This is a genomic window from Solibacillus palustris (genome assembly GCF_022549215.1).
GTDB lineage: Bacteria > Bacillota > Bacilli > Bacillales_A > Planococcaceae > Solibacillus > Solibacillus daqui.
Window position 1 is genome coordinate 82100 of sequence record NZ_JAKZFC010000003.1, and the last position, 12353, is coordinate 94452.

Genomic DNA, 12353 nt, shown 5'->3' on the forward strand with positions numbered 1-12353 from the left:
AAATGATTGAGAGTTGTTCAAAAAGTAATATCTTTTACACAGCGCCCAAATCAAAAATTAATGATTCATTGAAGGTAGAGATCGCAATTAAAGGGGAATTGCTAAAATCAACTCATGTGAAAACGCATTCACGACCCGTAATGTGCTGACCTTCATCTTCGGCGAAAAGGGATTGTCTAGAAAACACTTTCCAGACAATCCCTTTGTTTTTCGAATAAATTATTCTTCGCCTAATTCGTCTTCGATTTGATTTAATACTTCTTCAATTAAATCCCATTCTGCTTCAGTTTCGATAGGCGTTAATTCGCCATCTTCACCATTTTCAGCTGGTGCGAACGCTGATGCAAAGATTTCTACAGCACCATCTTCATCTTCTTCAGCACCTACTAAAGAATAAAGCACGTAAGATTTACCGAACTCTTCTGATTCAAATGTGTGTAAAATTTCGCAAAGTTGCTCGTTACCGTTATCGTCTACTACTGTAATGTGGTGTTGTTGTTCTGACATAATTGTCACCTCTTCATAATATTTAGGCAATACCTATTATTGCTCAACTCATTATACATAAAGCTTCCTGTATTCAGTACAAAAAAGCCTCATTTTAAGCAATTTTTATTTCTACCTTAAAAGGATATAAGGCAAGAAATGTTTAATTTCGGCTGTCTAAATAACCTTGTAAGATCATGACAGCCGCCATTTTATCAATGACCTGTTTACGTTTTTTACGGCTTACATCTGCTTCTAGTAACACGCGCTCAGCAGCCATCGTTGTTAAACGCTCATCCCACAGCTTCACGGGGAACCCAAATGTATCTTCTAATAACTTTTTATAGTTTTCAGAAGCTTCCCCACGAGGACCAACTGTATTATTCATGTTTTTTGGATAGCCGACAACAAATTCTGTGACATTGTGCTCTTTTGTAAGTTCTTTAATGCGTTCAATGCCGAATTCACCTTCAGCTTCATTGATTTTTACAGTTTCAATTCCTTGCGCTGTCCAACCAAGTGCATCACTAATTGCCACTCCGATTGTTTTTGAGCCAACGTCTAAACCCATAATTTTCATTATTCCGCCTCAGTATTCTTTCTAATATAAAATTTCACGAGCTCCTCTAATATTTCATCACGCTCGAGCTTGCGGATTAAATTACGCGCGTCTTGGTGGCGAGGGATGTATGCCGGGTCACCAGATAATAGATAACCTACAATTTGATTTGTTGGATTGTAACCTTTTTCTTCTAGAGACGTATACACCTTCAACATCACTTGCTTTACTTCTTGTTCCATTGACTCTTCAGGAAAACTGAATTTCATTGTTTGATCGAAAGAACTCAAGACCAGCACCTCGCTTTCAGCAATAGGGAGACGGCATTAGACCCCTTCTCCATTTTTACTATTATAACTTATTCAAGCAAGCACTTCAAATATGCTTCGAGTAAATTTTCAAACTTATAAAGATTTCACGTGTTCATATACATTTGCTAGAGCTTCATCTAATTTAGAAGCATCTTTTGCACCAGCCATCGCCATATCTGGACGACCGCCTCCCTTACCACCGCAAGCTTCTGCTACTAATTTTACGATGTTACCAGCATGGTAGTTACCACCAACAATATCTTTCGTTACACCAGCACATAGCATTACTTTATCACTATCTGATGCACCAAGTACGATAATTGCTGATGACATTTTTTCTTTTAAATCATCCATCATTTGACGTAATTGATTATTATCTTTCGCTTCAACGCGTGTCGCAAGTACGGTTACATCACCGATTTGTTGTGCTGCATCTAATACTGCGCCCGCTTGTGCGTTAGCGATTTTTTGTGATAACGAATCATTTTCGCGTTGTAATTCTTTATAATCCGCTTGAAGTGATGCTACGCGTGTTGCTACATCTTTTGGATTTGCTTTTAATAAAGTTGCTGCTTCGTTTAGAATTGCTTCTTCCTCTTTAATTGCTTCATATGCAGCTTTACCTGTTACCGCTTCGATACGACGTGTACCAGCACCGATACCACCCTCAGAAACAATTTTGAAAATACCAATTTCAGAAGAACGGCTCACGTGTAAACCACCGCAAAGTTCGATTGAATAATCTGAAACTGCTACTACGCGGACGACATCACCGTATTTTTCACCGAATAATGCCATTGCGCCCATTGCTTTTGCTGAATCGATATCCATTTCTTGAATAACAACTTCGATATCTTCCCAAATCTTTTCGTTTACCGCGCGCTCTACTTGTGCAAGCTCTTCTTTTGTTGCCCCACCGAAGTGAGAAAAGTCGAAACGTAAACGATCTGGACCTACATAAGAACCAGCCTGTGCTACGTGGTCACCTAACACATCTTTTAGAGCGCGGTGCATTAAGTGTGTCGCTGTATGATTTTTCAGGATTAATTTACGTTTTGCTTCGTCAACTTTAGCCGTTGCCGTGTCTCCAACGTTCATTTCACCAGATTCAACAACAACTGTGTGTAATGGTTGCCCGTTTGGTGCTTTTTGTACATCTTTTACGATTGCTTTGAATGTATCTGATTCAATAACACCTGTATCAGCTATTTGACCACCCATTTCAGCATAGAATGGCGTTTCAGATAAGATAACAAGTGCTTCTTGGCCTTCAGAAGCTGTGTTTGTTTCTTGTCCGTTAACAACAATTGCAGCCACGTTACCTTGTATTTCATATGCATTGTAAGTAAACGTAGATGCTTGTTTTAAGTTTGATAATACTTCATTTTGGACTTGCATTGAGTCCACGTCTACACGTGCATTACGAGCGCGTTCTCGTTGCTCTTCCATTGACGTCTCGAAACCAGCATGGTCAACTTTCATGCCTGCTTCTTCCGCGTACTCTTCTGTTAATTCCACTGGGAAACCAAATGTGTCATAAAGTTTGAATGCATCGCTACCCGGGATAACTGTTTCACCTTTTTCTTTTTGTATTTCAATGACTTCTGAAAGAATTGCTAAACCACCATCTAATGTTTCGTGGAAGCGATCTTCTTCGTTTTTAATCACACGTTGAATGAATTCTTGTTTTTCTGTTACTTCTGGGTAGAAGTCTTGCATAATCGCACCAACTGTTGGCACTAATTTGTACATAAATGGCTTATCGATACCAATTTGTTTTGCATAGCGTACCGCACGACGTAGTAAACGACGAAGTACATAACCACGTCCTTCGTTTGAAGGTAATGCACCATCACCGATTGCGAATGCTACTGTACGGATATGGTCAGCAATAACTTTGAATGGTGTGTTAATATCTTCCGCTGAACCGAAAATTTCTTTTAAGTCTACTTCACCTGGACGTTTGTATTTACGGTTTGCAAATTCTTCTGTTTTTTCGATAATTGGCATGAATAGGTCTGTATCAAAGTTTGTTGGTACGTTTTGTACAACCGAAACGATACGCTCTAGACCCATACCTGTATCAATATTTTGCTTTGGTAGTGGCGTGTAAGTGCCATCTGGATTGTGGTTAAATTGAGAGAACACAAGGTTCCAAATTTCTAAGTAACGCTCATTTTCGCCACCTGTGTATAGCTCTTCTTCAGGTGCACCAAATGCATAAGCTTCACCACGGTCATAGAAAATTTCAGAGTTTGGACCAGATGGACCTTCACCGATATCCCAGAAATTCCCCTCTAAACGAATTAAACGCTCAGCAGGAATGCCAATTTCGTTATGCCACACATCATAAGCTTCTTGGTCTTCAGGGTGTAGCGTTATCGATAATTTTTCAGGTTCAAAGCCCATCCATTTCGGATCCGTTAAAAATTCCCAAGCATAGTGAATTGATTCTTTTTTGAAATAATCACCAATTGAGAAGTTTCCTAACATTTCAAAGAAAGTATGGTGTCGCGCTGTTTTACCTACATTTTCAATATCGTTTGTACGAATTGATTTTTGAGCATTTGTAATACGTGGGTTATCTGGAATAATACGACCATCGAAGTAAGGCTTTAATGTTGCTACCCCTGAGTTAATCCATAATAATGATGGGTCATTGATAGGTACAAGTGGCGCTGAAGGCTCAACGTGGTGGCCTTTTTCTTTAAAGAAATCCAGGTATAAACGACGAATTTCAGATCCTGTCATTGTTTTTGTTGTCATGTGTTTTTCCTCCTAATATTGTTGAGTTGACGATGAATTTACCAATAAAAAAAAGCCTCCATCCCAGGTAAAGGGACGAAGACTGTTATCTCGTGGTACCACCCTAATTTATAATGCAAAATGGCACTATATCTCAGATGCTTGTAACGTAAGCACACGTCAGGGATTAGCTGCACTCTGGAGTAGCTTTCGGTAATATTTCATGGAGATTATTTCAGCCGAGGAATCTCTTTCTAATACATGAATATTATTACGTACTTATTCCATCATCGTTTTCATTTTTATTCTTTGTTCATTATAAATAAAATGACAACGTACTGTCAATTGTCACTTATTAATAATCAAAACGTTTTTTCGTCAACAGAATAATAAATACAGCAGGTACCGTAAAGATTAGCATACCTAAAAAGGCTAAGCCTGGTTCAATTTCATAAAGCATCCCACCAAGCAATGTTAAAAGTGCCGCGCTTAAGCTCATTGCTAATGCAGAATACAGCCCTTGCGCATTAGGAATTTGCTCTTTCGGTAAAGTTTTTGAAATATATTGAATAAACGCATAATGTGCCATTGCAAACGACAAGGCATGTAGCGCTTGCGACACGACAAACATCGGCATATTTGGGAACAAATAAATGAGCAACCAACGCACTGTCGAGCCTATTGCAGCTAGCAACATAAGCGAAGAAGGCTTCCATTTCGTTAAAAACGTATCGGCCTTTAAGAAATATAAAATTTCAAAAAGTACCGCGACATTTAAAATCATCCCAATATAAAATGCATTGACGTTTAAATTCTGTAAATAAATATAGCTATAATTGTAGTACGAAGCATGTGCTCCTTGCAATAAAATGACAACTATTAATACCCCTGCAAAACTCTTTACCTTGAATAAGCTTTTCATCGATAACACTTTTGTATTTTCAGGCTTTGGTATAACGCTTAAAATTTGTGGAGCTGGCATTAATTGAATCGCAAATAATGCGGTTAATCCAAAAATCATCGTCCATAAAATTGTTTGTTCACCGTAGACACCCGTTAACATACTAATTATTAAAACAGCCACAACGTACCCAAACGAACCAAGTGATCGTGCTTTCCCGTAATGGATTTGTCCATGTTGCATTAATGTAGCAGCACTACTTTCCATAGCAGGTAATAATGCTGGATAAAACATGCTAAATAACATTGTAATAATAAACAATCCGACAAAAGAATCTACCGGGATATATAATACCGTCACAATTAACGAAGCTAACGTAAAAAATATTAATACACGTTTATTACTCATAATTTTAGAGACGTAAGGGAAAATAAACATAGTCGAAAACGCACGAGCTACTAATCCGAACCCCATAATTTCACTTGCTTCTGAAACTGAAACTCCTTTATCATTTATCAGCCAGCCTGTCCAATAGGCAATAAAAATGCCCCATGTTGCAAAAAACATAAAGAAGTTTTTCGCTAACCAACGTTGTTGATTCATACAAAACCTTCCTTTTTCTAATTTCTATTATGTTGAATATTAGCACGATACCCATTACAATACTGTGAGATATCTCATATTTTCTGTTTAGGAGTTGCATTATTTATTGAAAAAATTAGCATATGATGAAGCGATTTATTATATAAACAAGTACCCCATTTCGCAATATTTTTCATTTGATATTACCCCATTTATTCATGTGTATGAGTTTGAAAAGGGCGAATTTATATTCCAAGAGCAATCACACCCCGAAGCGTTATACTACATGATTGAAGGGAAAGCAAAGCTATACATAACACATAAAAACGGGAAAATTTCTTTAATCGAATTTTTATCTTCTCCGACGTTTATGGGTGAAATCGAATTATTAAACGAGGCACGCTATTCAAAAGGCATACAAACTGTTACGCAAACCATTTGCCTTGCCATTCATTTCCGCGATGTAAAAGACAAGCTACTCGCCGATCCCGTTTTTTTAAAAATGATTTGTCTGTTTTTAAGCTCAAAAACCATGAAAATAACTGCCAGGTATACTCAAAATCAAGCATATCCTCTTGAAAATCGACTCGCTTCTTTTATCTTATTGACTTCTGACAATGATTTTTACAAAGAAAAACATACCGAGGTATGCGAATATTTAGGAATATCTTACCGCCATCTATTATTTGTCCTTGCAAAGTTTACAGAGGAAGGCTATTTAACAAAGAATAACCGTGGCTATATTTTAAATGACCGAAAAACACTCGAACAATTGGCTGTAGAAATACAGTACTAGAAGACAAAAAATCCAGTAATTTCTTCAAATTTATAAGAAGAAATTACTGGATTATATTTAGATTCATAACGAGCATTTTTCAATACAAAATTTGGAACAAAATGCATTTATCTAATAGAATCCGTTCTGCTACGCTACGGGGGACGCTTTCCTGAGGGCGTGGCTGCAACTAACTTTTATGTGCCTCTTACGGTGGCACATAAAAGTGGATTTTCCGCACACGCTTAATCCTCTAGGAGTCGCCCCCTTCACTTCGCGGCACTCTACTATAAAGTTAAAATTGGTTTCTAATACAAAGAATTTGGATAAAGTGTGCTGATTGAAGCTCTGTTGTTGAAATGAAGTCTAAGGATGTTTTTACTTTGACGCAATAAAAGTAGCTAATTTTATTGTGGTAGCTAACTTTTAATCAAAGATACAATATTTTGAATAAAGCGTAATATTTTATTCATCACCGCCGCCTCGCGATAGCGCAAGCGGCAACATTGGACTCTTTTACCTTTATTAAAACGTACCATTTTAATTTGGCGGGCCTTGCATACGGCATTAAAGACAGTAGTAAAGGGAAATTCTAAAACAATATTTAGAATTTCCCTTTGCGCCGAGGAGAGTAAAATCGAGATTTTACTCCCCACAGAAGCAGTCATGCGACTGTCGCTTCGCTTTCGTCGCAGAAGTTAAAGCCAACCTAGACGGCGGTTGGTTTTAGCTTTGCCGTAGCCCGCCAAAACTAAGTAACACCGAACTAAATCCATTTTTTTAGTAAGTTTACTCAATGTTAGTTTAGAAAGGATTTTCACTCTAATCATTGTAATCATATGGTGAAATGCCTTCCATACCAATCAATGGATGGATATAGGGCGCTGTTTCCGTTGTTAAATTGCTTGGTAATACTTCACCAATTTTATGTGATTCTGCAGTATTTAATAATCCTAATTGTTCTGTGGCAGATTGTTTTGCTGTTTGTTCCTGTTTAAGTTCCATAGTTGATGAGGGCTTTTCTTGTGACACCGCTTCGATAACTTCTGTCGTTAATGTTGGATTTAAACGTGCCTTTAATGTTGTAAAACGCATTAAATCATCTGTTGTTGCTAATCCTTTAGCTAGCACATCTGGTTCTCCACATAAAATTAAGAAGTTTTTTGCACGTGTAATACCAGTGTACAGTAAATTTCGTCGTAGCATTTTCGCATAACCACGCACAACTGGCATAATAACAGTTTGGAATTCTGAGCCTTGTGATTTATGGATTGAGCAGCAGTAAGCAAGCGTAATTTGATTTAAATCTGGTCGCTGATACGTTACTTCAATGCCTTCATAAGAAACAACAAGTAAATCCTGCTTTTCGACCGTTTCCTTCGCTCGAATGATTGCAATAACTTCACCCATATCCCCATTAAATACATTGTTTTCAGGTTGATTAACAAGTTGTAACACTTTATCACCAATACGGTAAATAGTGTCCCCAAAGACGAGTTCTTTTCGTGTGCCATCATTCGGATTAACAAGCTCTTGAATTTCTTTATTTAAGTTATCAATACCTGCTGGCCCTTTATACATTGGCGCGAGCACTTGAATGTCACGAATTGCCTGACCTTTAGACATGGCTCCCTTCACTACTTGTGTGACAACACTCGTTACTTGGCTAGCAGCTGCTTGAATAAAAGAGCGATCGGATGTTTTCACAGTTAAACTTTCTGGCATAATGCCCTTTTTAATTTGATGAGCCATTTCAATAATTGTTGAGCCTTCCGCTTGACGATAAACATCGGTTAATTCAACTATAGGAATTTGTTGCGAACCGAGTAAGTCTTTTAATACTTGCCCTGGTCCCACAGGAGGTAGCTGGTCTTGGTCACCTACAAAAACTACTTGTACATCTTCATGCAACGCTTTTAATAGTTGATGCGCCAACCACGTGTCAACCATCGACATTTCATCAATAATAATTAACCGCCCAACAACCTCACGTCCTGTTTCTTCATCTTTTTCCTGTCCGTTAAAACCTAATAAGCGGTGAATCGTCATCGCAGGTAATCCTGTTGATTCGGCTAAACGTTTTGCTGCACGTCCTGTTGGAGCAGCAAGTACGATTGGAAATGGCTCGTCTTTTTCTACATATGTTTTGGGATTTAAAGATAAACCATGTAGTTCTGCATACACTTCCACTAAACCGCGCACAACGGTCGTCTTCCCTGTACCAGGTCCGCCCGTTAATATCATGACGGCAGAATTAAGTGCTGTTTCAATTGCTTGTGCCTGTGTCGGAGCGTATGTCACCTCGTATTGCTCTTCAATATCGCCAATTGCTTTTCGGATTTCGTCACGAGAAAAATTTTGTGCTAGCTTATTTTTTTCTTTTAGCTCAATAATTTTACTAGCGATTCCTACTTCACTAAAATAGAGCGTAGGTAAATACATGCGTGTTTCTTCACCGCAAATTTTCGACTCTTCACGCATTTCAATTGCCGCTTGTGAAATCGCCTCATACGGAATTTCAATACGCTGACTTTGTTCAAGCATTGCCTTTACTTGAGGAAGCACAATTTCTGCTTCCAAATAAACATGCCCCTCCGATAAAGCCGCATTTGTTAGCACATGAAAAATCGCCGCTTTTATCCGGTCTGGATGATTGCCAGTAATGCCAAGCTTAGCACCAAGTTCATCCGCGCGAATAAAACCCACCCCGTCTACTTCTTCAATAAGACGGTACGGATTTTCAGTAAGTAGCGAAATCGTTTCCTCTCGATACGCTTGATAAATTTTCATCCCTAGCTGTGGGCCGAATCCCCATTCATTGAGACGTACCATTACACGCTCTAAACCTAGATTTTCTTCTATCGTTTGACGAATATGCAATTTTTTTTCTGATGAAAGTCGTGGTACCGCATCGAGCGCTGATGGGTCTTCTAAAATTTTCGTTAATGCATCGAGGCCAAGCTTTTCGACAATCGTCTCTGCTGTTTTGCGTCCAACACCTGTAAATAAATCACTCGATAAATAATGCACAATACCTTGCTCTGTTGTCGGCACTTCTTTTTCAAAGGTATCAATTTGAAATTGTACCCCATATTTTGGATGTGTTTTCATTTGCCCTTTAAAACGGTAGAGCTCATCTTCAGCTAATTTTGGAAAATAGCCAACAACAATAATTTCTTTTTCTTCAAATTGAATATTTGTTTCTTGAATTTTGACACGAATAATGGAGTACATATTCGTTGCATTATGAAAAATTGTTACTATTGGGCGACCTAAAATAAAGTTTTTATTTAGCTCAAACAAATCTAGATTTTCCGCCATTTTCATGTCACACCTTCTTTTTAATCGTATCGTCATTTTACCATAGGATGCCTATACTGTCTTTGCATTGCTAAATCTCCGATGCGTCTGATTTTTCTATTAATTTCAGTTATTAAAATGGTATGATAGAAAATAATTATTGAAAGTAAAGGTAGTGAAAACATGCAATTTAGACCATGTATTGACTTACATGATGGCAAAGTCAAACAAATCGTCGGCAGCACGCTCGGCTATCAAGATAAAGAGATTGTAGAAAATTTTACATCCGAGCATGATTCCTCATATTATGCATCATTATTTCAGCAACATAAATTAACAGGTGGACATGTCATAATGCTTGGCCCTGGCAATGTAGAAGCAGCAATTCGCGCATTACAAGCGTATCCAAACGGCTTGCAAATTGGCGGTGGTATTACCGCTGACAATGCAACGAAATATATTGAGGCCGGCGCATCACATGTCATCGTGACCTCTTATATTTTTCATGATGGGATATTAGATATAGCGCGCCTCGAAAAATTAGTACAAGCTGTCGGCAAAGAAAGATTAGTCATTGATTTAAGTTGTCGCAAGCGTGATGATAAATGGTTTGTTGTAACCGACAAATGGACGAAATTCAGTGATTTTGAAGTAAATGCCCAATCGATTCAGCAAATTGAGAATTATTGTGATGAGTTATTAATTCATGCGGTTGACGTGGAAGGCAAACGCAGCGGTATGCAAGAGGAGCTTGTTCGTGATTTAGCGCAGTGGACTTCGATCCCAACTACGTATGCTGGTGGTGTACGTTCGCTTGAGGATTTAATAAAATTCAAATCAATCGCAAATGGTAAACTTCATGTAACAATCGGCAGTGCATTATCAATTTTTGGTGGCGATTTAGATTTCCAAAAGGTTGTAACGTATTGTAAGTAATCTATGAAAGAGAATTGGCTCATCCTCGACGAAAAGGAATAGTCCAGGAAATACTTCCCGGACCATTCCTTTTTTTACAAGTTCGCCATTAAACGCTTGGCAATCATTTGATATTCTTCAGGACCAATACCCGGTGCAAATTCTTCAGGTAGTTCATGTAAATCTGGAATTTTCGCTCCCTTTGGTGTGCCCTCCTCCACAATGAGCGGAGCGTTCGTCAACGGATGCGTTCCTTTCCAAATCTTATCAATATCCTTATAATCCCCAACATAATTCCATGTAAAGAGTACATTTCCATAGCCGCGCTCTTCGTATTTTCTTGCCTGATCAAACACATGGTTATCAAGATTTGGAATTGGTAGCATTTTTGTGACATCAAGCCCTGTCGCCATTTCAATAGCTTTAGCATATGCCACTACATGAACACCACCGCGCACAAGTAAATAACCAATCATTTCACGTGCGGTTGGGTGATCGGTCATCTCAAACACACGCATTTTATGAGTACGCGCTCCGCATTCTAAGAAAAAATTATGCAGTAAATCAAGCACTAAATTCCCACTAGAAAACACATTTTCCCCTGTCCAAGGCTTCCCCATTGAATCCATTGGTAAAGACGTTTGTGCAGCAGCAATAAAGCTTTGTGTATTCCGCATGTTTTTTGCATTTTGCAGTGGCGCCACATTCGGTACACCTGAAAACGAGCTATCTTTATTAAGTAAATTAATCGTATTCGCTACAAGCTCTACGTGGCCAAACTCCTCTGCCGTAATACTTGCAACTAAATCATAAAAAGGCTTTAGCTTCTTTTTGCCACGAAAATTAAACGACTGATACATATAATTATTAAGTGTCGACATTTCGCCGAACTTTCCACCTAATAATTCTTGAACTGCACTCGCCGCATTGGCGTCACCATACTCCACTTGCGGCAATTCAATTAACAAACGATTAACGCGTTGAAACAAACTTGCACCCCTCCCACTTAACAAAACATATGCCAGTAGAAGTAGCGCTATTCCTTAGTCTTTGCGATTTACAAACGGCGTTATCCAAACAATTTGATCAATACGAATGTAAAAAGGCGTTCGGCATACATCTAGTAAAATATAATCTGGACAGACAGCTGCTAAAACACCTTGCTGAACATGATTACCTGTTTGCTGCACAGCGACCATTTGCCCTAAATAATGCTGTATTGCTTCCAACCAATACGCATTTGAATAATTATTCATTTGAACCAAAAAATCACTCCTTTAGTTGCATATCCTACAATATGCACAAAAGGAGTGATTCGTTCATCTCTTATTATTTTGCCTTAGATTCAACAATAATTGTAACAGGTCCATCATTTACAAGTGCGACATCCATCATTGCACCAAAAATGCCTGTTTCGACATGTAAGCCATATGTTGATAACTCATTATTAAACGCTTGCCATAGAGGTTCTGCTTGCTCTGGACGTGCTGCAGAGGCAAAGCTTGGACGTTTCCCTTTGCGTGTATCCGCATATAACGTAAATTGTGATACGGATAAAATGGCACCGTCTACTTCATGGATAGCTCGATTCATTTTGCCATCTTCATCTTCCCAAATACGTAAATCAGCAATTTTTTTTGCGACATATTGAATATCTTCTAATGTATCGCTATGTGTGATACCTACTAATAGCACATAGCCTTTGTCAATCGCGCCGGTAATTTGACCATCTACTGTGACAGAAGCCTGCTTTGAACGTTGTAATACTACTCGCATGTG

The 12353-nt window shown here is 38.4% G+C and carries 11 protein-coding genes and 1 other annotated feature; of the genes, 2 read left to right on the forward strand and 9 right to left on the reverse strand.

The features are described from left to right. Window positions 1-219: 219 nt before the first annotated feature. The 5 genes from LZ480_RS09875 to LZ480_RS09895 all read right to left on the reverse strand — a co-directional run bounded on the left by LZ480_RS09875 (window position 220) and on the right by LZ480_RS09895 (window position 5605). Window positions 220-507: a DUF1292 domain-containing protein gene (locus LZ480_RS09875; RefSeq protein ID WP_241369266.1), complete on the reverse strand. Its 288-nt coding sequence runs from the start codon at window positions 505-507 to the stop codon at window positions 220-222. A gap of 142 nt (window positions 508-649) precedes the next feature. Next, on the reverse strand, window positions 650-1066 hold the full coding sequence (ruvX, locus tag LZ480_RS09880; protein WP_241369268.1) for a Holliday junction resolvase RuvX: 417 nt from the start codon (window positions 1064-1066) through the stop codon (window positions 650-652). Then, window positions 1066-1335, reverse strand: a complete 270-nt coding sequence (locus tag LZ480_RS09885; protein ID WP_241369270.1) for an IreB family regulatory phosphoprotein — start codon at window positions 1333-1335, stop codon at window positions 1066-1068. Before LZ480_RS09885 ends, ruvX begins: the two co-directional genes overlap by 1 nt. 114 nt (window positions 1336-1449) lie before the next feature. Continuing rightward, entirely contained in the window at window positions 1450-4122 is a 2673-nt protein-coding gene (gene alaS, locus LZ480_RS09890) for an alanine--tRNA ligase (protein WP_241369271.1), read from the reverse strand. Between the two features lie 68 nt (window positions 4123-4190). Then, window positions 4191-4401, reverse strand: a binding site (T-box leader). Window positions 4402-4456: 55 nt separating this feature from the next. Beyond that, window positions 4457-5605 carry an MFS transporter gene (locus LZ480_RS09895; protein WP_241369272.1) on the reverse strand — a complete coding sequence of 383 codons (1149 nt, stop codon included), beginning with the start codon at window positions 5603-5605 and terminating at the stop codon, window positions 4457-4459. 106 nt (window positions 5606-5711) lie between these two features. On the opposite strand from LZ480_RS09895, the gene yeiL reads away from it, so the two are divergent. Then, window positions 5712-6380 carry a transcriptional regulator YeiL gene (yeiL, locus tag LZ480_RS09900; RefSeq protein WP_241369273.1) on the forward strand — a complete coding sequence of 223 codons (669 nt, stop codon included), beginning with the start codon at window positions 5712-5714 and terminating at the stop codon, window positions 6378-6380. Window positions 6381-7181: 801 nt separating this feature from the next. On the opposite strand, the gene recD2 is transcribed toward yeiL, so the two are convergent. Then, entirely contained in the window at window positions 7182-9680 is a 2499-nt protein-coding gene (recD2, locus tag LZ480_RS09905; RefSeq protein WP_241369274.1) for an SF1B family DNA helicase RecD2, read from the reverse strand. Between the two features lie 162 nt (window positions 9681-9842). On the opposite strand from recD2, the gene hisA reads away from it, so the two are divergent. Then, window positions 9843-10595, forward strand: a complete 753-nt coding sequence (gene hisA / locus LZ480_RS09910; protein WP_241369275.1) for a phosphoribosylformimino-5-aminoimidazole carboxamide ribotide isomerase — start codon at window positions 9843-9845, stop codon at window positions 10593-10595. A 74-nt stretch (window positions 10596-10669) separates the two neighbouring features. Here hisA and LZ480_RS09915 read toward each other — a convergent pair whose 3' ends face one another. The 3 genes from LZ480_RS09915 to dtd form a co-directional block, all read right to left on the reverse strand. Next, window positions 10670-11563 (reverse strand): manganese catalase family protein, encoded by an 894-nt coding sequence (locus LZ480_RS09915; protein ID WP_241369276.1) that lies wholly within the window; start codon window positions 11561-11563, stop codon window positions 10670-10672. A gap of 54 nt (window positions 11564-11617) precedes the next feature. Then, window positions 11618-11830, reverse strand: coding sequence for a YuzF family protein (locus tag LZ480_RS09920; RefSeq protein ID WP_241369551.1), 213 nt, complete (start codon window positions 11828-11830; stop codon window positions 11618-11620). A gap of 73 nt (window positions 11831-11903) precedes the next feature. Next, the gene (gene dtd / locus LZ480_RS09925; RefSeq protein WP_241369277.1) at window positions 11904-12350 is read right to left on the reverse strand and encodes a D-aminoacyl-tRNA deacylase; all 447 of its coding nucleotides are present in this window, start codon (window positions 12348-12350) and stop codon (window positions 11904-11906) included. Between the last annotated feature and the right edge of the window lie 3 nt (window positions 12351-12353).

What these genes read in the sequence shown, in the direction of transcription:
- LZ480_RS09875 (WP_241369266.1), bottom strand. Translation starts at nt 507, where the DNA reads ATGTCAGAACAACAACACCACATTACAGTAGTAGACGATAACGGTAAC.
- ruvX (WP_241369268.1), bottom strand. Translation starts at nt 1,066, where the DNA reads ATGAAAATTATGGGTTTAGACGTTGGCTCAAAAACAATCGGAGTGGCA.
- alaS (WP_241369271.1), bottom strand. Translation starts at nt 4,122, where the DNA reads ATGACAACAAAAACAATGACAGGATCTGAAATTCGTCGTTTATACCTG.
- LZ480_RS09895 (WP_241369272.1), bottom strand. Translation starts at nt 5,605, where the DNA reads ATGAATCAACAACGTTGGTTAGCGAAAAACTTCTTTATGTTTTTTGCA.
- recD2 (WP_241369274.1), bottom strand. Translation starts at nt 9,680, where the DNA reads ATGGCGGAAAATCTAGATTTGTTTGAGCTAAATAAAAACTTTATTTTA.
- hisA (WP_241369275.1), top strand. Translation starts at nt 9,843, where the DNA reads ATGCAATTTAGACCATGTATTGACTTACATGATGGCAAAGTCAAACAA.
- LZ480_RS09920 (WP_241369551.1), bottom strand. Translation starts at nt 11,830, where the DNA reads ATGAATAATTATTCAAATGCGTATTGGTTGGAAGCAATACAGCATTAT.
- dtd (WP_241369277.1), bottom strand. Translation starts at nt 12,350, where the DNA reads ATGCGAGTAGTATTACAACGTTCAAAGCAGGCTTCTGTCACAGTAGAT.